General features: G+C 71.3%; 1 protein-coding gene (running past one end of the window). It reads right to left on the bottom strand.

The window, feature by feature from the left end; translation table 11 throughout:
• Positions 1-23,547: the 5' portion of a hypothetical protein gene (locus AB0L97_RS18290; protein ID WP_364430815.1), read on the bottom strand. It extends 8,688 nt beyond the left edge of the window; 23,547 of the gene's 32,235 nt are visible here — the first part of the coding sequence; it begins with the start codon at positions 23,545-23,547; its stop codon lies off the left edge, out of view.

The raw sequence follows: 23,547 nt of genomic DNA, 5'->3' as shown, positions 1-23,547 counted from the left end.
ACGAGCGGTGCGTGGCGACGCCGCATCCGGTTCGTCCTCGAGACGATCGGTCCGCGGCGCACCCTGCTCACCGTCACCCGAGTCGTCGGGCTCGTCGGGCTCGTCCGGACGCGCGGGTGCGGGTGGATCCTCCGGGGGCTTCTGCGCACCGCCGTCGGCGTTCGGCGCCGAGGATTCGTCCTCTTCGCGTGGGCGCGACGGCTCCTCTCCGGCGGGCGGGCGGCGATCGCCGCCGCGGGGTCCTTCGCCGGGGCCATCGGTCGGGCCATGGGGCCGCGACGGCGTCGCACCCGATGCGGGCGGCAGGTAGCCCGGGTCCGGTGCAAGCGGAGCGGGAGCGTACGGGATGCCCGCGCGCCAATCGGTCAACGGCGGGCGGTCGGCGTCCCAGTGATAGCCGAGCGTGATCGCGTGCGCGTTGGCCTGCTGCCAGGTCGAAAGCGGATTTTCATCCAGGAATCGCGCTTCGGCCAGCATGTCGTCGAGCAGCACGAAGTCTTGTGACAGCGGGACGCCGTCGATCAGTCGCTGCCACGCCTCCGCTACATCGGCGAGGCGGTCCATCTTCTCGTCGGTGTACCGGCCGGCCGGATCGCTGTGTTCGCGTACTCGATGCTCCTCGACCATCAGGTGGTCCTTGATGCGCGCCAGTTCCTCGCGGGTGAACACGGGAACGTCGTCGCGCATGTGCTCGGCGAGCGCGGTGGCGATGTCGTCGGGATCGCCACCGCCCGCCACCAGTTCGCGGATGTCCTCCACAGTGTCGCGAATCGCGTCGGGGTCTTCGGCGGCGAACCGGTCCGCGAGGTCGGCCGCCATCCGGTCGATCTCGTCGTGGATGCGCCCGAGTTGCGCGTCGACGTCGCCGAGCGGATCGATACCCGGCTGCCGCCGGACCAGCCGTGCGACGGCGTCCACCACCTCGCGCGCCCGGGTTTCCTGCTCGGCGCGCCGATGCCGGTCCAGGCCGTCGGCGATCCGGTCGATGTCGGTGTCGTCGGCGAGGAAGCGCTCGTATTCCCCGTCCGCCCAGTCCTGGACCCGCTGCCAGGCAGCGACGTCACGGTCCCACTCGCGCCGCAGGCCCTCCGGGATGTCGACCCGGTCGCCCGGCGGCACATGGTCGGCCGCATTCCACGGCCGGTGCATCGGCTGGATGTTGCGCTGCGGCGGGGCGAACCATTCGTAGTTGCGGAACACCGTGCCGAACGGCGGCACATGTCGCAGCCACGGCCGCGCCTGCACCCACTCGCCGATCTCCGGATGACGCTGGATCCACGCCTTCACCGCCGGATGCTTGGGCACCTGCGCCGCCATCAGCAGCAGGCGCACCACGTTGTACGAATCGCCGCCCCAGTGCTGGGTGTACACGTCGTGCTCGTCGACGCCCGAGGTGTCGTACCGCGAAGGCGCCTGCGGCATGTGCAGCGGAAGGGTGCTCTCCGGGATCATGCCCGGCGGGACGTCGTCGGTCGGCAGGGTGATGTCGTTGACGACGTCCTCCATCGCCCACCCGCTGACACCGTCCGGCAGTTCCTTCCGCGAGTACTTCTTCGGCGGTTCGCTGCGATCGCGCCCGAATTCCCAGTCCGGACGGGTCGGATCGACGCGGTGCCAGACGCCGTCGGCGTCGCGCCACGAGGTGATGTCCAGGCGGCGACCGCCGATCCACCCGGTACTCAACCGTTCGATCTCGGGCGGGTCCATGTCCTGCGTCCGCACGTTGTCTTCGCGGTCGGCGAGCACGTGACGGTAGTCGACCGTGGTCTCCGGGCGCACGATCGCCTGTGCCACATCGGAACTGCGGCGCAGGGCGTCGGCCAGAGCGGCGTCGTGATCGGCGCGCGGGGCGGACGGGTCGGGCCGGGCACCGAACACGATGATGCGCGGGCGCTCGCCGTCGATGATGCCGACCCGGTCGGTCACCATCCGGCCGCCGATGCGTTCGATGAAATCCCGATACGCGCCCGCAACCCTGGCCATGTCGTCCTGGATGCGGCCGATCGCGTTGTGCGCGTCGTTCACCTCGCGTGCGACGGCATCGAGCGCGTCGATGTCCCGGCGGCGAGCGTCGGCCTCCGCCTCGGAGAGCGTGCCGTCGGCGAGCCCGTCCCGGACCGCCGCGCGCAGGTCGGCCACGGTCCGGTCCAGCCGCTCCGGCTCGCAGGCCGCCTGATCGACTCGGCCTTCGGGATCCAGCAGGCCCAGGCGCGCCGCCAGATCGTCGCGCTCGTGCCGCAGCGGCTTGACCTCGCGCAGCGCGTCGGCCCGCTGTTGGGCCAGCCCTTCCAGCGCGTCGATCACGTCCTGCGGCCGGGACCGCTGCGCTCCGACGCCTGCCCTGCGCAACTCATCGATTCGACGGTCCACCTGCTGGATCCGCTCGTCGAGCTGGTTGACCTGCTCGGCGGCCGCGGCGAGTTTCTCGATCGTCCGCCTGCGATGCTCGAGTTCCAGCGGCTCCGGCGCGACCCGGTCGGTGTGCGGCGCGTCGTCGGGGCCGCCGCCGTCGTCGACCGTCCTGACGTTCGCGGCCTCGTACAGCCGCAGCACGGTGGTCTCCAGCTGATCCCCGCGCAACGCCGACTCGTCCAGAACGACGCTGTCACCCCAGGATTCGCAGCGGGCGGCGCGGTCCTCACGTTTGGCCCGCCAGAACTCGCGTTCACGGGTCAGGGCCTGGCGCTGCTGGACGAGCCGGTCGTATTCGCCCACCGGAGTGGTGGACAGTTCGAGATCCGCGAGTTGCGTTTCCAGGCGGGCGGTTTCCGCGTCGGCGTCGGCGAAGTCCCGCGCGTTCTGTTCCAGTTCGTCGATCCGGGCGAGACGTTCCGGCATCTCGCTGACCGGCATGGTCCGTCCGCGCAGCTCCTCCAGCGTCCGGTCCAGGCCGTCCGGTCCGGGTCGCAGGGCCGCCCAGTCGTCGGCGTCATCGATCGGCAGCCGTCCCGCCAGTTCGTCACGCCGCGAGCGCAGTTCGTCGCGCCGGGCCTGCGCCTGCTCGAGTTCGGTTGCGAGCCGGTCGTATTCCGTCCGCGTCTCGGGTGACATCCGAGCGCGCGGGTCGTCATCGGCGCCACCGGTCCGCGACCCGTCCGCGCCGAGCGGGGGTGTGTCCGTCTCCGGAGTGGCGGCGGACGACGGCGCGGAGTCGGTCCGTGCCGAAGCCGCCGAGTCCGGCGTGGCCGAATCGGCGCGTGGTTCGCTCCCGATCGGCGCGTAGAGCCTGCGCAACCACTGCGCCCGGTCCTCCGCCATCCGGGCGTTCCATTCCGCTTGTTGCGCGCGGAGTTCCGCCCATGGGTCGTCCGGATCGGCGTCGGCGATGCGCCGCATCCGGTCCGCTTCGAGCGTGGCGGACCAGCTCTCGTTCTCCGCCTGCTCCAGTCGCAACCAGGCCGCGCGGTCGGCGGCCATGCGGGCGTTCCATTCCGCCTGTTCGGCGCGTAACCGTGCCCAGCGGTCGTCCGGGTTCGCGTCGGCCTGCTCGCGCAACCAGGCGGCGTGGTCGGCGGCCATGTCCGCCTCCCAGTCGGCCTGCTCGATCCGCATCCGGAAGTACCAGTCGGAGGGCGAGCCGGGCTCGTCGCCGGGGTCGTCCGCGGAGCGCGGTGTGGTCGGCGGCTTTTCGGCACCGCCATCGCCCGAAGCGGGCTTCGCGGGATTGGCATCGCCGTCGCCGGAGCCGGACTTCACGGAATCGACTTCACCCTCGCCCCGGCCGGGCTTCACGGAATCGACTTCACCCTCGCCGGAGCCGGGCTTCACGGAATCAGCATCGCCATCGCCCGGGCCGGGCTTCACAGAATCGACTTCACCCTCGCCGGAGCCGGGCTTCACGGAATCAGCATCGCCATCGCCCGGGCCGGGCTTCACAGAATCGACTTCACCCTCGCCCGAGCCGGACTTCACATCGGCGTCACCCTCGCCGGAGCCGAGCCGCACGGTCTCGGCATCGCCATCGCCATCGCCGAGCTTCGCGGAATCGGATCCATTTTCGCCGAAACCGGGTTTCGCGGTTCCGGATTCACCCGGCTCGGCTGGGTCATCGGATCGCCGCCCGGCCGCGGTGTGCCGCGACTCTCCGCCTGCGGCCGCATCCGCGCGCGGGGCGATCGGCATGACCCGGATGGTGCCGTCGGGGTCGACCCGCAGCTCGCGCGGCCGTGCGCCTCGAGCCAAAGCGTCCGCCACCTCCGGATGCCCTGCGGCCGCATCGGCCAGCGCGTGAGCCGGATCCGTCCCGCCGAGATTCACCACCAGCACCATCGGAGGCTCGCCCGCGAGGATGCCCACGCGATCGGTGACCGGCCGGGCATCCGCGCGCAGCAACGCGTCGCGTTCCAGGGCGGTCGCCATCGCCCGGTCCAGGCGCTCCACGCGCTCCTCGGCCCTTGCGAGCCGTTCCGGATCCTTCGCCGCGCGTGCGGCGTCGCGTTCGCGCACCGCGTCGTGGTTCTGCGCGGCAAGCCGGTCCAGCACCGCCTGCCGCCGGTCGGCCTCGGCGCGGCGGGCCTGATCCGGGTCGGGGGTGCGCGGCTGGTCGAATTGCGGCGGGTTGTGCTCGGTCTGGCCCGCGTCGATCGAGCGCGGGGCGTCGTCGCGCGATCCGAAGGACAGCCGATCGGCCATGCGCCGCAGCGCTCCCCTTGGTTCGCGCCGGACCAGATCGGACCCGCCGTCGCCGAGCAACCGGGAGATCCGCTTGACCAGCTTCTTGACACTGCCGTCGGACATGCCGTGGAAGAGCCTGCCGAAGGCGTCGTCCAAACCACCGTCGCCGGTCGGGGCCGGCACGCGCCACCCGCCGTTGCCATCGGCCTCCAGCACGATGCCGAACGAGTAATCGGCGATCTCGATGCTGCCCACCGTGGTCCGCGGCCACGACACGCCCGGTCCGCTCCCCGGCTCGGGCAGCGGCACCTGCCTGGTGGCCAGCCGGTGGGCCACCACCGCCGGATGCGGTTCGCCGACCTCCGGTTCCGTACGGAAGTTCGTCAGCGCGTCGTGGCGCAGCGAGCCCTTGTTCTGGCGGCCCTCGTAGGCTTCGTGTGCGTCCGCTTCCCGCTGATCCTGCTTGGTGTGGAACATTTCCGGACCGAGCTGACGCAGCCACGCCTCGAAGCCGAGACCGGTGCGGCCTGCCTCGCGATAGCGCAGATAGTGCGCCAAGAACTGTTGCATCGTCTCGTAGCGGTCGGGCGCGCGATACGGCCCCTCCGCCACCCCCGCGGGCAGCCAGCGGGTGCCACCGTCGTCCGGCGAGACGGCGAGGTAGTCGAGGCGATGCGTTCCGCTCCACAACACCTCGGCATATGCCGAATTCCGCACCGCCAGTTCACGCAACGCGTCGATATGCCCGCCGGGCTGCGCCACGATGACCAGGCGGTGCACACCCCGCTCACCGGTGAACAGCGCGATGCGTTCGGTCAGGCGGACACCGGCGGGATCCCGGTCGAGCAGGGCGTTGACCGTGCGCCGCGCCACCGCCGAGTCGTCGGCCTCGACGGGAGCGTGCCGCGCCGGCTCCGCCGCATCATCGGCCATCGGCCACGGCTGGTAGCGGCCGTGGTTGTCCGCGGCGGAACGGGCGACTTCCATCGTGATCTCGGCCTCGGGCAGCCCCACCTTGTCGACGTACTTGCGCAGCGCCGTCAGCCCGGCGTCCAGCGCGCGACGCTCGGGCGGCACGCCGTCGTCGGCGTGCGACGCCTTCCGGTAGGCCCGATCGTAGGCCTGGGTGTAGGCGGTCTCGGCGGGGCCGACGGGCGCGAAGCGCCCCGATTCCCGTAGCACGCCCAGGGTTTCGATCTCGACAGCGAAGTCACCGGTGCGCATCCGCCGCAACTCGGGCGAGTCCGCCTTGTGCGGGCTGGGCGCGTGGTCGAGGTCGGCGGCGGTGAATCCGTTGGCCCGGTCCCATTCCGCGGCGTAGTGGGTGGCGTAGTCGACGCCGTCGATCAGCGGCCCGCGTTCGACCAGCGCGGCGCGCACCTCGCGCACCGCCGCCCGGTAGGCCGCGGCGTCGAGCATCGATGGCCGGACCGACGAGTTGTCGCGATACGCGCGTGCGGCGATCTTGCGTGCCTTCTTGCGCGCCTCGTCGAACGTCTCGCGGAGTCGGTCGTCGTGTTCGACGGTGCGCGGTTCGTCCGGGGTCCGTTCCCGCTCGCTCTGGTACTTCGCGCGTTCCTCGCGGACCCGAGCGAACTCGAAGGCCCTGGCGTGCGCCTCGGCCTGGCGGTCGAGCATCGTGCCGACGTACTCGTCACGCGACAGCGTGAGCCGTTCCAGCGGACCGTCGCCCACCCGCGTCTGCTCGGCCATGGCGGCGGCGTGCACCCACGCTTCGGCGAGCTCGAGCGCCGACGAATTCGAGTGCAGCACAATGCTGTCGGCCGACGGCACGTAGCCGCTGTCGGACCGCAGCTGCTGCCTGCCGTCACGCGCGGCCGGTGGGTCGTCGAACGTGAACCGGATATCGACGCCGAGCCGGTCGACGGTGCTCATGGCCCACCGGCCGACGGAATTGCCGTCGCCGCGCACCCGATCGCCGCGCATGTTCTGGTAGACGCGCAGGTTGTCGCCGTCCAGCTCGCGCATCACGCGGTCGAGCCGGTTGGCCAGGTGGTCGGCCGGTACCGGCTCCTCGGCCGCGGGCCGCTCCGATCGAGCGACATCGTCGGGCGGATTCGGCGTCCGCTCGCGCATCCAGTGGCCGTCGTCCCCGGACCGGACCGCGGAAGGATCGGTCTGCTCGTGCCGCAACCGCACCGCGCCGGAGTCGTCGACGTCCACCCACACCCGGTCGGCGACGACATCCTCCACCACCAATGTGTGCCGCAGTGACGTGTCGGGCGCCTCGTCGCCGGTCACCTGGGTGAACCGGTCACCGGTCTCCGCGACGAACACCTTCGGCGGCCGTCCGGGCAGCCACGCCACCCGGTCGGTGAGCCAGCTGCCACCGGCCTCGCGAACCTGCCGATCCATCAGGTCGTGCCCGACTCGCGCCGCGAGTTCGAGGGCGACGTCGTCCCGGGCCGCGACCGCGCGCACGCGATCGGCGGCGAGTTCGCTGAGGACCCGCAGCTGAGCGTCGAAGTCGGCCAGCTGGTCGTCGCCGAGTTCGCGCCGCGTGCGGGCGAGTTCGCGCAGGTGGGCGAGCACATCCGCCCGATCCTGTGCCAGCGCGTTGTGCTCGGGATCGAATCCGTCGAGTTTGCGTACCAGTTCATCCCGCATCGCGTCGATGCGGCCGATCTCCCTGGTGTGAGCCGCGTGCCTGCGCACGAGGTCCTGAGTCTCGCGCGCGGCCTCCGCTGTCGCGGGCCGGTATTCGGCGGCCGAGCGCTCGTGGTGCTGGGCGGCGTCCCAGTCCCGGCCGTGCGTGCTGCGGGCACTGGCGCTCTCCTCGGCGGACCACGGCGGGTCGAACAGGTCGCCGGCGAGCAGCGCCTCGACGCCCGCCTCTCGTCCCCGTTCGCGCAACCGGCCGGCATCCATCGCCGGGTCGGCCTCTTGCGCCCGGGCCACGGCCGCGTCGTAGGCCTCGAGGTACTGCCTGCGTACCGCGCGCTGGTACTCGACCTCGACCGGCGCCAGCGCGGTGGGCCGGCCGGGATACCCGGCGTTCTCCAGTTCGCGCAGGAATTCCGCCTGCCTGCCGGTCGCGACGGCATCGGCGCGCAATTGCGCCGTGACGTAGTCCTCCCGTGACATGCCCCGGATCCGGGACGGCGTGACCTCCACCTGCCCTGCCCGGATCGCCTCGGTCAGCGCGGCCACACGCACGAGTTCGCCGGCCAGCTCCACCTGTCCGCGGTCATGGGTGTCGATCCGGATGTCCATGGTGCGGCGGTCGAAGACGTCGGCCGCGCCGATCTCGTCGCCGAGGTCGGCGAACCGCACTCGGGCGCCCTCCGCGCGGAGCAGTTCCGCCGCCTCGCGACCGACGGCGGACTGTTCGAGCACCTGCCACACTTGGGCCGATTCGGCGTCGACCCGGCTCAGCTGCCACAGGTCGTCGGCGCGGACTTCGCTGTCGGCGCGCTCCGGCTGGTCGGCCGCGTCGTCCGCCGCCGGTTCCCGCTGGTTGTCGTCGACCCGCTCGCGCGATCCGGTGGCGTCCGGCGTCGAGTGCGTGTCCGCGTCGGCGAACTCCGGCTCGCTGAAACGCACTGTCGGCGCGGGATCGCCTGCTTCGACACGTATTTCGGTGAAGCCGTGCTCGGCCGCCAGCTCGCCGAGGAGGGAGTCGCGCATCGTTTCCTCGGGCGTCCGGTAGAGGTCCGGGTCGTGGCCCGGACCACCGTCCCGGTGCCATTCGCCCCGGATCTCGGTCACCAGGTGCCCGAATTCGGACATCGCGCTGCGGAAAAGGCCCGCGCCGTCGGCCGCTCTGGTGGCGGGCTGTATATGGACGCGCAGCACCCCCTCGGTGTCGACGCTGACGTGGATGCCGCCTTTGCCGTTGGGGTAGAGCCAGGTGTTGCGTCGGTCGTATTCGCGGACCACGGTGTGGTCGTCGCCGACCGGCGTGATGGCGTCGGGCGGCGGCACAGGGGCGATGTCGCGCGCGTGCTCGCGTACCCGCGCCAGCCGCTCCATGGCCAGGTCGTGCCAGTCGGTGCGGCCGTAGCGCTCGAACTGCGGCCGCAGCGCGGCGACCCGTTCGATGAGGATGTCGACGGCCTCGCGGGTCAGCTCGTTGTCGCGGTAGCGGACGCTTCCGTCGGCGTCGCGGGCGAGGAATCCTTCGGCGAACGGGCTCACCGCGTCGCGGGCCTCGGCGCTGTTCTCGAAGGCGCGGCTGTGGTCGATGCCCGCGAGCTGCCGGTCCGGCCCGGCGAGCCAGCCGAAACGATCCCGGTCCGGGGGCCGGACCACGGTGTCGAGCAGGCCGAGGGCGCGGCCGGGAATCGAATCGGCGTAGCCGAGTTCGTGCGGATCGGCGAAATCGCGGTGCCGGTCCCCGGCCGGTTCACCTGGCATCACCTGCTGGTAGACGACGTTGGGCTCGTGCAGTACCGACTCGGGCACGGGGGCGTCGACGGCCCGGCCGAGCGCCCCGGTGAGTACCTCGGCGACGGCGTGCCGCGGATTGACGACGATCTTGCGGATCAGTTCGGTGCCGTTGGCGAACCGGACCAACTCGACGCTCCGGGCGCTGTGCGCCGAATCGCCCTCGCGCAGTAGCGTCGCGCCGATCTCGCCGGAAGCCAGCGCATCCGCCACGACCTGGTCGAACGAGCGGGTGCCGTGCGCGGCGTCCCAGGCGTCGCCGTAGAAATCGGCGTGGGTCCGGTCCGGGCCGACGGTCTCGGCGTCCATCAGCGGGCGCAGCGCCTCGAACGCGGCCTCGCGGGCCTTGTCCTGCAGATCCTCGGGCCAGGCGTTCGGCTCCGCCGCCCGCGCGGCCGCGTGCGCGGCGTCGTACGCCTCGGTGTACACCCGCTCGAGTTCGGTCTCGGGGATCTCGTGCCGCGCCGCGCGCAGTTCGCCGATCGCCGCGAATTGCATGATGCGCGCGGCCGTCTCCAGGTCGAGCATCGCGCCGACGTACGCGCGGCGCGACGACTGCGTCCGGAGCCGGGCGGCGTCGGGCATGTCCGGCGCGTGGGCCAGATCGGCGAGCGTGCCGCCGCGCACCAGGGCGAGTATCTGCTGGGTGTCGGTCAGGCCCGGATCGAGAACCAATCGCCGTTGCGCGGGGTAGTAGCGATCCGGCGCGCCCGATTCGTACTCGACCCGCACCTTGTGCTCGGTCAGCGCCCGATCGATCTGCCTGCCGATCTCGGTCCGGGCCAGTTCCGCACGGAGACGGGCGGTCCGCTCCGCTGCCGCGGTCCCGGCGAGATCGCGCGGCGTGACCGCACCGACCGGGTCGCTCGGCGCGATCGGCCCTGGCTCGTCGACGGATCGGACGCGCACGCGGCCGAAGTCGTCGATCTCCACTTCGAGGAACCGGCGGTCGACATCGTCGCGGCCGAGCAGCGCGGCCGCGAACGGGTCGCGCTCGGCTTCCCGCATGACTCGCTCGTGGTCACCGGCTTCCGCGGCGATCACCAGCCGGTCCGGCTCGCCCGGCACATGAGCGACGTGATCGGTGAGCACCCGGGCGCCCGACTCACCGCGGATGGCCGCGCCGAGCACGCCCCGCGCGGCCGATGCGGCGAGACTGTGCTGTTGCCCTTCGAGCCGGGTGCCGGCCTGGTCCCGCAGATCCGCCGCGTCGCTCAGCACACGCAGATCATGCTGCCTGCGCAGCGATTCGGCATCGTGGTCCGACCGGGTGGCCGCGTCCTCCGCCTCCCGCAGCGCCCGATCGACCGTCGATCGGGAGACGTCGCGGGTGCCGAAGAGCGCCTCCGCCCGGCGGGCGAATTCCGCGGCGGCCTCCCGCGCCCGCAGCCTGGCGTCCTGGCGGGTCAGCGCGCCGTGCCATAGTTCGTCCGCGGTGGTCGGCGAGAACGGATGGTGCCTGCCCGCCTCCGCCGCGCCGTCGCGGCCGACATTGGCCTCGTCCCAGATGCTTCCGTAGTAGTCGGCGTAGTTGCGCCCGTTGTTCCATTCCGTCCGGCGCAGCGGCTCGCGCAGCGCCGCGACGCCGAGATCGTGCGCCTCGGTGCGGGTTCCCGCGTTGTCCCAGCGCCGCCGGGACAGCTCCCGGTCGAACGCTTCCCGGTAGTGCTCTTCGAGCGGATGTTCGGCGATCTCGTAGCCGAGCGCGCGCAGTTCGGCCGCGAGCCGGAAGTGCCTGCCGCTGGCGGCGGCTTCCTCGTCGACCATCGCGTCGACGAATTCATCGCGCGACATCGCACGGATGCGCTCGGGTGTGTTCGCCGTGGTGCGCTGGAGATGACGTTGCGCGTGCAGCGATTCGTGCGCCAGAGCCAGCGCCTGGCGCACGTGCGAATTGCCCGCGGTGAACGCCAGCGCCGACAGTTCGCGACGCCGGAACTCGCCGGTCCGCCCGTCCGGCGCGGTGTCTTCGTAGCCGGTGCGGATCGGGCCGCTGTCCAAGCTCGCCAGAATCTGTTTGCCGTAGTCGGTCTGCCGGAGCAGGGCGCGGACCTGGTCGTCGTGGGTGTCGAGAACCAGGCGGTCGTTCGTCGGCGCGTCGACGGCACGGCCGATTCCGCCCTGCTCCGCGTGGTGCAGCAACAGATCGTGCAGCGCGCGTATGGGTTTGCTCGCCGGGCCGAGATCGCCGAAGTGGTCGCGCAGCACGACTTCGGCGAAAGCTTCGGCCACCGCCTCGTGATCGTCGAGCAGGCCGTCCTCGTCGAGGCTGTACCCGCTGAGTTCCCGCAGCCACTCGCCGAAATCACCGTCGGGGTCCGCGGCGGCCAGCTCGAGCAGATGGCGCTCCGCCCGCATCCGCGCGGCGAGACCACCGGCGTGGTCGAGCACGTGACCGTATTCGTGCACCGCGACGGCGAAGACGGGCCGCCGCAACATCATCGGCTTCAGTTGGTCGTTGCCTACGGCGTTGTGCACCGCCGCACGGAAGTCGCGCGCGCTCGTGGCATGCTCGTGACTGAGGACGATCGCCCTGGTGAAGACCTTTTTGGTGACGTCGTCGATCTGGCCGTCGGCCCACCCGAGCTCGCCCCGCTTCAACTCGCCGATGCCGACGCCACGCAGGTCGACGTGCGGGAACCGCTGGTGCATTTCGACCATGGCCCTGGCGTATTCGCGCACCACCTCGGGGTTCAAGCCCGGCCGGTCGAAGCCGAACACCTCGAACCCTGGGTTGCCCGTGGCCTCGCGCAGCCGGTCCCGCAACAGCTCGCCGACCTCGTGCGGACTCAGCTGCGACCACTCGTCCGCGGTCGCGGCGCCGAGCACCTCCGTATCGGGCACGTCCGCCGCGATGTCCTCGGGCGGATGGGAACCGCGCGGGGACTCGTCCGCCACGCGGTCCCGATCGACGTGCGGATCGTCATTCCCGGACCGCTCGACGCGGTGCGGCTGTTCGCCTTCCGGCGTGCTCGCCCTGCCCGGCGTCAACCGATCGATGAAGCGGCCGAACCTGCTGCGCGGCGCGGCGCGATCCGCCAAGTCGGTGGAGCCGTCGCCGAGCAGCTCGATGATCCGCGCGACCAGCTTCTTCCGGTCGGGCGCGGACAGGCCCTGCAGATGCGTGGACAGGACATCGGATTCCGATCGGTTCGACAGCGGAGCGGGCACCCGCCAGCCACCGTTGCCATCGGGTTCCAGGTGGATGCTCAGCACCGTCGACCCGACTCGGAAGATTTCCAGTTCGTGATGCGACGGGCGTGGTATTCCCGAGTCGCTGGGCAGCGCTATCCGGCGGGTGTACAACCGGTGCGCTACCTCGGCCGGATGCGGCGGCGTCAACGGCGGATCGGCGTCGGCAGCGGTGCGGTGCCCCGCCTCGTGGAAGCCCTCGGTCAGCCTGCCCGGCACGTGGAAACCCTGGCGGCTGGTACCGCGGGCCTTCTCGGCGTCTTCGGCGGTGTAGAACGCGTCGGGTCCGAGTTGTCTCAGCCACTCCTCGAATCCGAGATGCGTGCGGCCCTCCGCCCGGTAGCGCAGATAGTGCGCCAGCATCTCCGTGAGCGCTTCGGTCCTGCTGGGGTGACGGTACGGCCCCTCCGCCGCCGTGACGGTGATGTGGCGCATGGTCGGCAGGCCGCCTGCCCCGCGCACCGCCTCGCGGTAGTCGAGGTAGTGCGACCGGTCCCAGAGCACGTCGGCGAGTTCCGGGTGGTTCGCCGCCAGTTCGCGCAGGGCGTCGATGTGCTGTCCGGGTTCGGCGACGACCACCAGGCGCGGCCGCCTCCCCGGCTCGGAATCGGCCGGGTAGCGCGCGACGCGATCAGTGAGCCGCTCCGGATGCGGCTCGCCGTCGAATTCCTGATCCAGAACGCGCCGGGCGAGTTCGGCGTCGTCGTCGCGCCCGATCTCGCGCGTCGCGGGGTCTTCGGAGCGCGGCGCGATCCCGTCCTCACGCGCCTGTGGATGACCCCACCGCGACTCGTCCTCGTTGCCCGCCGCGCGGACGACGTCCAGGGCGATCTCGGCCCGGTTCAAGCCGACCCGGTCGAGATAGCGCCGTACCGCCTCGCGTCCCGCCCGGTGGGCGGCCTGCTCCGGCGGCGGAGCCTCGGGGTTGCGGCGATGCGCCTTCTCCGCCTTGGGGTACGCCTTGTCGTAGGCCTCGGTGTACGCGCGTTCGGCCGGGCTGACCGGGACGTATTCGCCCAGATCGCGCAGCATGCGCAGGCTTTCGATCTCCAGCGCGACATGCGTGGCGCGCTCCCCGGCCCTGGCACGGCTGTCGTGCGCCTGCGCGTCGGCATCGACGACGCGTTCGGTCGGCGCGATGCCGTGCGCCCGGTCCCATGCCGCCCCGAAGTGATCGCCGTAGTCGCGCCAGTCGACGTGCGGCCCGAGGTGGTTCAGGTGCTCACGCACGGCGCGCACACCGGCGCGGAAGGCGGCCCGGTGGTATAGCGGGAAGGACCGGACGACGCCCGACTTCCAGTACGTCTTCTCGGCGTAGCGCAGCGCGTCGTCGTAGGCCTTGCCGTAGGCGCGTTCCAGGTCGTCGACGCCGATCCGGTTCGGATCGATCATGCCGGTGTCGTCGGCGTTGCCCGCGTACATCAGGGCGTACGCCTCGGCCATCCGGTCCAGCATCAGGTCGACGTATTCGTCGCGGGAAAGGGTCAGCCGCGCCAGCGGTTCGCCCGCTGCCTCGTTCATCTGCTCGGCCAGCCGCGCCGCGCGCACCAATTCCGCTGCGTGCCGCCGAGATCCGGCGTCGGATTCCAGCACGACGGTATTGGTGACCGGGTTGTAGCCCGCGTCCGGCCGCAGTCCGTAGCGGCCACTGTCCATGCGACGGATGCTCGCCTCGGACTCGGCGCTGAACCGGATGTCCACCCCGAGCCGCTCGAGCACGGCCGCCGCCCATCTGCCCTGTCGACTGCCGCTGAGTTCGACCAGTGCCTCGTTCCGCAATGCGGCCGCGTGCTCGGTGATCGTCCGCTGGTGCGTCCCCTCGCCCACCCGGTGCCGGGGCGGATCGGCCGGCGCGGGCGCGTCGGCGGCGTCTCGGAGGACGTGCAGGTCACCGGATTCGTCGAAACGCACCCGGATGTCGGTGGGTGGCGGTTCTCCGGCCAGGGCGGCGCGGTCTGACAGGTCCCGCCGCACGATGTCGGTGATCTCGCCCAGTACGCGGGCATGTTCCGTGGTCGCCCGCGTGTGCTGCGCGGTCAGATCCGCCAGCAGCAGCACGTAGCTGGTGCCGTTCCAGATGTCGATACGCTCGGACCGTTCCCGGACCAGGTCGAACTTTTCCTGCCGCGTGGACGGGATCTCGTCGTCGGGAAGGTTGAATCCGTCCTGCAGCCGCCGGAACGCGCGATCCCAATCCGCCTCGACGCGCGCCAGCTCGCGCCTGGCCGCCGCCTCCGCCCGCTGGAGCCGATCCAGTTCGCGGGCCGTCGCGAGATCGGAGGGAGCGTATTCCGCCGCCCCCTCGGGTGAGCGGTGCGCGGCGTCCCACTCCTCGCCCGCCTCGTGCCGTCCGCTGACGCCCTTGCGTGGATCCTCCGGTGCGTCGAATCGCGGATCGACCAGCAACTCGGCCACGCCCGCCGCGCGCCGTCGCTCACTGTCCACGCCCGAATCCGATTGCCGTTCCCAGGCATCCAGGTCCAGCACCCGACGCAGGTCCGCGTCGGCGCGGTTGCGCACCTCCTCGAGGTCGATCACCCGCAGCGACGCCCGCTCCAGTTCCGACAACCGGTCCCGCCATGCGCTCGCCTGGTCGATCCGGATCGTCCGGCCGTGCAACTGCTCCATGGTGTCGGCCAGTGCGGCGCGAGTGCTCAGTTGCCCGTCGTCCGACAGGCCGCGAGCCGCCTCCGCACGCAGCGCCCGCGCCGCGTCGACCGCCGCGGCCGCGGCGTCACGCCGGGCGGTCAGCCGAACCGCCTCCGCATCCCGGATCGCCCGGCGCGCCGGGTCGTCCACAGGGCCATCCGGCTCGACGGCCCGGTCGAAGACATCCAGATAGGCCGATTCCAGCGCGCTGCGCTGCGCGGCATCGATCACATCGCGCACCGGCCCGCCGTACGGGTCGTAACCGGCCTCGCGCATCTCCCGGTGGAATTCGGCTTGGCGGCCTAGCGCTTCGGCCTCCACCCGCACCCGCGCGGCGACGTGATCGGCGCGGTCCAGCGCGCGGATCCGGGCCGGGTTCACCTCGAGTCTGCCCTCGGCGACCGCACCGGCCAGCTCCGCCGCCCGCACGACCGCCGCCGCCTGAGCCAGCTGGTCGCGGCCACGGGTGCCGATGAACACTTCCATCGTCCGCCCGTCGAACCCGTCCGGCTGTCCGGGACCGTCGCCGGGTTCCTCGAACCGGACGGCGGCGCCGAGGTCGCGCAGCCGGGTGAGCGCTTGCCTGCCGATCTCGCTGCGCACCAGCACTTCACGTACTTCCGCCGCGGCCACATCGGTCGGGCGATGGTGCCAGCCTGCGGGTTGCGCCTCGTCCGGGCGGACCAGGTCACGCGCGCCGTTCTCGTCGCTACCGGTGGTGACGGGTTCGGTGAGGTCGGCGGGCGGTGCATCGGTTCGGCGCCGCGGCTCATCCCCGTCCCGGGGGTCCTCTGCCCGAACCGCGTGTCGCTCGGAGTTCTGCGGCGCTTCGACGGCGTCGCGTTCGAACCCGCCCGGCTCATTGCGCGAGATGAACCGCTCCAGCCGCAGCCCGTCCATGAACCGGCCGAGCCACCCGCGGCGGCCACCGCGGTCGACCGCTTCGTGCAGCAGGCTGTAGGCCACCCGCGTTGGTTCGCTGACCTGGAACAGGCCGCGCGACCGCACTTCGGCGAACGCCTCGGCCAGCGCCTCCGCCGGGTTGAGCTGCCCGGACTTGTCGAAGCTGTATCCGCTGAGGTTGTCCTTCAGCCACGCCAGGTAGCCCTCGGTAGTCGGTTCGCCCAGCTGCTTGGACATGTAGTGGTTCAGCAACGCGGCGTCGAGCTTGCGCCGGGCGTAGCCACCGCTGCTGATGTCGAGGATGTGGCCGAACTCGTGGACCGCCAGCGCATGGACGGGCCTGCGGGTGGCGCTCGAATGCAACCATCCCGATTCGACGCTCTCTTCGACGGCCTTCCGGAACTCCGTCGCGCTCGCGGCATAGTGCTCGTTGATCAGCAGGTCGTCCGCGTACACCCGCCGGGTGCCGTGCTCGATCAACTGCCCGGTTTCGGCGAAGACGCCGCGCGGCAGCTCGCCGACGACGAATCGACGCAGATTCGCCTGCGGGTTCCGCTCGAACATCTCGACCATCGACCGGGCGTATTCCCGCAGCACCTCCCCGTTGAGGCCGGGCCGGTCGAAGCCCGTCACCTCGAACTCGGCATTGCCCGTGATCCGCCGCATCGTGTCGCGCAGCTTCTCCCCGACCTCCGCCGGACCCAGCCGCGACCACTCGTCGTCGAACGGCGCACCGAGCAGCTTCGCATCGCCCTCGACCGCATCGATCAACCGGTCGTACAGCATCCGGACCGGCTCGGCCACGTTGTCGCGACCGTGGGCGACCACCTGGACCAACGCCTCGGCCATCGCCTCCGACGGTTCGATCCCTTGGGACGTCAGGCTGTAGCCGCTGAGGTTGTCGCGCAACCATTCCGTGAAACCGTCCATCGTCCGGTTGTCCGGATGGTTGTCCATGTAGTGGTCGAGCAGCTGGTCCTCGGCTCCGCGCCTGGCGGCGTTGTCACCCGCGGATTCCAGCGCGTGCCCGAACTCGTGGACGGCGATCGAATACGCGGGCCGCCGCAGAACCGCCCGGTCGTACAACCCGTCGCCGACCCGGTCGGTCATCGTCTGCCGCAGGTCCCGCGCGCTCGCGACGTATTTCGGGCTCACCGTGATCGACTCGGTGTAGTGGTGCCCGTCCTCGTACCCGGAACGCGCCTCCGCGATCGCCTTGTCCGGTAGGTCGCCGATGCCGATGCGGCGGATGTCGACCTGGGGGAAGCGCGAGTGCAGGTCGACCATCGCGCGGGCGATCTCGCGCACCGCCTCCGGGTTGAGACCGTCGCGGTCGAAGCCGAACACCTCGAACTGCGGGTTGTCCGTCATCCGGCGCAGGTCGTCGCGTAGTTTCTCGCCGACCTCCGCCGGGCTCAGGCGCGACCATTCGTCATCGGTCGGTGCGCCGAGCAGTTCGGTGTCGGGGGCATGCGCCGCGGGCTCGTCATCCGGCGTGCGTGGCGGCGCCGGGTCGCCCGCCGGTTGCTCCGGGTGCTCCCCGACCGCGAGATCGGGATGCGCGTCGGCGGCGACGAACCTGGTCGCGCGCGCGTCGTGCAGCGTCCCCTGGATCAGCACCTGGGAGAACTGGTCCGGCAGATCGAAGATCGGCTTGTACTTCCAGGACGCGCCCTCCGGCGGCGCCCCGGTGCGCCATTCCAGGATCACCCCGTCGCCGTCGGCGAATGCCTCGGCGGCGCTGCGCGTACGCGACCACGACGTGGTGTCGCTCTCGGCGGCGCGGCGCTGGGAGATGTGCTCTTCGGCGGACAAGTCCACGGTTCCGCGTGGCACCGCGCGTCCCGAAATCGCCTCGCGATACGACGGATTCACCGACCCGTCGGGCAGTAACCGGGGGATACCGCGATACAGCGGCGTCCCGTCCTCCGGCAGGTCGCCCTCGAACAGGACGTCCCCGTCGCGACCGAACGAGTCGTCGGGGTCACGCGCTCGCGAACCGTCGTTCGGAAGGTCGATGTGGTCGGCGTCGAGCGAGAGCGGCGCGTCGCTGTTCTCCGGCGGCTCGGCGGCCAGCCGGGTCAGCAGGTCGTGCAGCGCTCGGGCGGGCGCGCTGACCGGTTCGTCGTCGCCACGGAGCACGTGATCGGCGAACGCCTCGGGCAGCGCCTCTTCCGGCCGCAGGTTGCCGTCGAGGTCGAAGCTGTGGCCGCTCAGCTGGTGCAGCCAATCCTCGAAAGCGAGACCGGGGTCGCGGGTGTCGTCGTCGAGATAGCGCTCGTACAGGTGCTCCTCGGCGCGATGGCGTGCGCTCTGCTGACTCGCGTGGTCGAGCGCGTGCCCGTATTCGTGCGCCACGACGGCACGGACCGGACGGCCCAGAACTTCCGCGGAGAACCGGCCGTTGTCCACACCGATCCGCATCCGGTCCCGGAAGGTCTGCGCACCGGTCGCGTGGTCGTAACTGAGGACGATCGATTCGGTGAACATGCGGCCGGACGCGTCCAGCCGTGGCTGCGCCATGCCGATCACCTCGGGCGGCAGCCCGCCGATACCGATGCTGCGCAGGTCGGCGGACGGGAACCGATCGACCAGATCGACCATTGCCCTGGCGTATTCCCGCACCACCTCGGGGTTCAGACCGTCGAGGTCGAACCCGAAGACTTCGAAGTCGGGGTTCCGCATGGCGTCGCGCAGGTGCTCCTCCAGCCGCTCGCCGACCTCCTCCGGACTCAGGTGCGACCATTCGTCCTCGCCCGGAACGCCGAGCAGCTCCGCATCGCGGGCGGCGGCCACGTCGCTGTCGCCGTCCTGCGGCGGGACCGACGAATCGTCGGCGTCCCGCGCCGGAGTGCCGGTGTCGCGCGCCGAGGTGCCGGTATCGCGTACCGGAGCGTCGGCATCAGGTACCGAGGCGTCGGCCAGCGGCGCTCGAGCCGGTGTTCGCGCCAGCGCGGGCGATTCGATGCCGCCGATGACATCGACCCGCACCAGCGCGCCATCCCGATGAAGGTTGAACTCGCGCGAGGTGACAACGCCATTCTTGGTGGCGTGCACCAGGTGGTACTCGACCTCCAGCGTCCCGTTCCGGTGCGCCTCCAGCAGTTGCTCACGCGCCTTCGACAGCGCCCGCCCCGCAGCGCTGTCCGGGTCGACGCCGCGCGCCGCCATCTCCTCGGGCGTCTCGGTCAGAATCCGCCGCAAGTTCTTGTCGATCGCGGCCGTACGGCGCAGATACTCCGGCGAACCCTGTTGCGCTTCAGCTACTTTCGAACCGCCAAGGTCCCAGTGGACACCCTTGGCCTCGATCACCACCAGTTTCGGCGGACCACCGTCGGCGCCGGGAACCAGTACCGCTATGTCGACGGTATCGGCGCCATCGATCGCGCCCTCGAACGGCGACAGCAGTATCGCCCCCGGCCGCGCTTCCGAGTCGAGCCCGAACGCCCTGCCCGCCAGTTCGCCGAGCGTCTTGGACGCCTTCACCAGCAACGGACCCAGCCGGTTGAACTCCGCGGCGTTGCGCTCCATCTCGCCGAGGCGATCCAGCTTCGCCTGCTTCTCCTCGTCGGAGAGGTCGGATTCGAGAATCTCGATCTCGAGTTTCTCCACGCGCCCGGGGAGCTTCTCCTCGGCCAGATCGCTGATCTTCTTGATCTCGAACTCCGCCATGTGCCGCTTGACCGCGTCATTGGCCTTGTTGCGCTGCGCCTCCACCGTCGCCCGCTCGGTGACCGTTTCCGCGATCTGGGCTGCGATCTTCGCGTCGACCACGGTGTACGGCTGCTTGTCGCCGGGATCGGCCATGAACCGGTAGGGGCGGCTCGTCAGCGGATCGCTGAGATATTCCTTGGTCAGCTCGTCGTGCAACCGGAAGCTGTCGTCGCGGTAGGTGCCCGCGGCGTCGTCTTCGTGATGCCACGTTCCGTCCGGATCCCGGTAGGAGTCGGGCCGATCACCGAACTTGTGCAGCACCCCGTCGGCGTCGCGGTACATACCGGTGGGCACATCGTCGTCGCCGTGCTCCGACCGGTGCTCGGCGTCGCCGGATTCACCGAGGAAGTCGGGCGACTCGTCGAGCGCCGGAGTGCGGTCGCGTGTGGGCCGCGCGCCATCGCCCTCCGCACCGCCGCGGTCCAGCGGCGCCCCCTTCCGATCGCCCGGTTCCGGCACCTCGTCACCGAGGCGCGGCGGCGTCGCCGGATCAGACGGCCGATTCGCCTGGTCCGCGGCACCCGGTTCACGGTCACCCGGCGGAACACGTTCGGGATCGGACGCATTCGAGTCGTCACGCGAGCGCGCCGGTTCCGTATCGCCGCGGTCCAGCGGCGCCACCTTCCGATCACCCGGTTCCGGCACCTCGTCGCCGACGCGCGGCGGGGACGACGGATCGAATGGCCGATTCGCTTCATCCGCAGCGCCCGGTTCACGGTCGCCCGGCACAACCCGTGCTGGGTCAAGTGCATTCGAGTCATCGCGCGAACGCACCGGGTCCGACGGCGAACGCGGCGGTATCGGGGCATCGTCTGCGGGACGCCCACCGGCGACCCGCCACCAGGTGTCGGCGTTCTTGCGGAACTCGCGGGCATGCCATTCGGCCTGTCCCGCCTTGATCCGCAGCGAGCGTTTCGTCACCCCTTCGGGCAGATCCGCCTCATCGGCTCGGTCGATCAGGTCACGCAGCTGCCGCGCTTGCTCGGCGGCGCGCCTGGAGTGCATGTCGGCCATCTCGGCGCGCAACCGCGCGCGGAACTGCTTCGGCGTCTCGCCATCGCGCCGACCCGCGATCTCGCCCTCGGGACCATAGATCGGCCGATCGTCGGCCGGCCGCACGCGCGGGTCGGAGCCGCTCGGCGGCACCACCTTTCCCGCACCGTCGAACAGGATCGCCGATACCGAGCGGAGGTCCGACGGCACGTCCGGCGGGAACCCCTTGCGGCTCTCCGCTCCCGGGTCGGACACCTCGAGGCGGAACTCGCCGGTGTCCGGATGCATGCGCACGGTCAAGGTGTAGGCGTGCGCGCCGACCCCGTGCTCGTCGACCGGGCCGGTGTATTCGTCCACCACGAGGGCGCGCGGTCCACGGCCTTCGGCGACATCGCGCGGGTCCATCCCCGCCGCCATCCGCAGCAATTCGTCGGCGATGCCCTGGTGACGAGACTCGTCCGGCCCGCCATCCGGGTAGTCCCAGAGACGCCCGCCCGCGGCCTCCTCGATTTCACGCAGGGACATGCCGCGCTCGCCGACCGGCTCGTCCGGCGGCCGGATGGTATCGCTACCGGTGGCCTCCTGGAGTTCCGCGAGCGACAGCCTGGCGCACTCCCCGCGATTCTTCGGATGATCCTGTTGCGCATCGGAATCCGGATCGTCCCGCGTCGTCTCGTCGGTGTCCCGGCGAGCCTGGCCATCGGTGTCCGCACTCCGGCGGCGGGCCGGGCCATCAGCATCCCCGCCCGGGCGGCGGGCCGGGCCATCGGTATCCCCGCCGGGGCGGCGCGCCGGTCTGGACTCACCTGCGTCACCGGCGAGCGGCAGCACAACCGGTTCCGCGGTATCGCGCCTGCCGTCGTCGGATTCCGAGGTATCGCGTGATCGCGACGCCTCGCCCGGTCGATCCGCATTCGCCTGACGCGTCTCTCCGGCCGGGCGCGCCCCGCCGTCCTGGCGCGTCTCCCCGACCTGACGGGTCGCGCCCGCCTCCCGCCTGGATTCGGCTCGCGGCGCCTCGGAGTCGGCCTTGCCCGCACGCACCCCGGCCTCGTCGCGACCGGAACCGGCGGCGCGATCGGCCACACCGGCCCGGCCCCGGTCGGCGGCCGCCCTGCTGTCCGGGTTGGCGGCCTGGGCGCGCGAATCGGTGGACGACGCGGGCCGTGCGTCGCTCGATCCCGGCGAAGCAGGAGACGCGTGCGTCGCGCCCGGCGCGACACCAGTGGACGGCGGCGTGCTCGCGATACTCGGTCCGGCGTGTGGCGACGCCGGGTGGCCGGTCAGCGGAGCGCCCACGGCCGGCGTCGCGCCCGTCGGCGCCGTGTCCGATACCGATCGCGTCTCCGTGTTCTGCACGCCGTCGACGGTGCCGCGCTGGGCGGCCCCCGGTTCGGTAGCCCTATCATGCTGACCCGCGGCGATATTCGGCTCTTCGGACCGACCGGCTCCGGCGCCGCGGTCCTGTCTTCCTTCGTCGGCGAGCCCCGCGCCGGTGTCGGACGCCGACCGCTCACCGGTGGACCGTTCCCCCGACGACGAGTGCTCGCCGGACGACTGCTCACCCGATGTGGACCGCTCACCAGACGACGACTGCTCACCCGACGTAGACCGCTCACCAGCCGACGACTGCTCGCCCGACGACGCGCGCTCACCCGACGACGACTGCTCACCCGACGAAGCGCGCTCGCCGGACGTGCCCTGCTCACCGGTCTGCGCCGGAGTGCCGGACTCACCACTCCGCCCGGCGTCGTTGCCCTCCGACCTCGCGCCATCGGAGGCCGCGCTCGAAACCCGATCTCCCCCGGACGCACCGGTGGCGCGCGACGTATCCGTGCCGCCGGAGTTCGATGAACTATTGCCGCCGGCCGCGGGCATTCCGGCGCGCGGAGCGCCCGCACCGTTCGTCGCCCCGGACGTGTCCGACGCACCGGAAGCGTTCCCGGCGCCTGGAGCCAGACTGCCGTCGCCCGCGCCGGTCGTTCCCGCGCCATCGGGCCGGTAGCCCACCCGCGCCCCGCCCGCGTCGGCGAAGAGATTGTTCAGGCGGGTTCCCAAGTCGGGACGACTCATCGTGGTCGGCATCATCTTGTTCCACATGTGCGCGGAACCGACCTTCGCGACGCTGGTCATCGCGCCGTTGGAGGCGCCCGCGGTGAACATCCGCCAGTCGACCGGCGTGTTCCCCAGGTTCTGTAGCGCCTGGTCCAACCCGTCGGTCGCGACATCGAAGCCGAACTGTGTCGCGGTCGCGCCGACGAAACCCGCTCCCGCGCCGACCAATCCCGCCGTCGTCCCGGTGATGATGCCGTGCAGGAACGGATTGAACTCCGGGCCGAACCGCCGGGTCAGCGCGTGGCCGAGCTTCTCGCCCAACGGCCCCGCCGCGGCGCCGCCCGCCGCGGAGCTGACGGCGGTGACGACGACCTGTTCGACGTTGATGTTCTTGCGGTGCCCCTGCTCGACCTGATAGGCCTGCACGCCGAGTTCCTGCATGGTGCCGAGGATCGTGTCGATCGCGATGTGCCGGAGCAGGAAGCTCACGAACCGGTTCGCCACGATCCGGCCCACGCGCTGGATCACCGCCTGCACCAACCGCTGACCGATGATGCGGACCGCGATCCGGGTGGCCGCGATCGCCGCCGCGTCCACCGCGGGCTTGAACGGGCCGGACGCGAACGACGCCGCCAGCTCCCCCGCCAGCAACGCCAGCGACGACCAGTACATCAGCTTGCCGTACTCGATCTCGGTGCCGACGTCGTAAGCGGAGTCGCCGATCTCCTTGAAGTAGTCGGCCAGCTTCGACAGCGTCTGGTCGTCCTGCGGGTTGCCGCCGCCGAATGTCAGGAAGCTGTCGAAGGCCTTGACCATCTCCTCGTAGCCGTCGCCCGAGGGATAGGCGGTCATCGACGCGCTCTTGGCCGCCACGATGTCGGGGATGACCGAGCGCAACTCGGACGCGGCGGTCCGCCAGTCCCCGCCCAAGGCCCACATCTGGTCCTCGTTGCCCTCGGGCCACTCCATGCCGACGATCGGCTCGAGGTACTTCAGCGCGCCGGGCAGCTCGATGGCCAT

The organism is Nocardia sp. NPDC051911, assembly GCF_040681035.1.
In the GTDB taxonomy this organism is placed as follows: Bacteria; Actinomycetota; Actinomycetes; order Mycobacteriales; family Mycobacteriaceae; genus Nocardia; species Nocardia sichangensis.
Note: the sequence above shows the minus strand (reverse complement) of the source record. Positions and strands in the feature narration are given on the sequence as shown.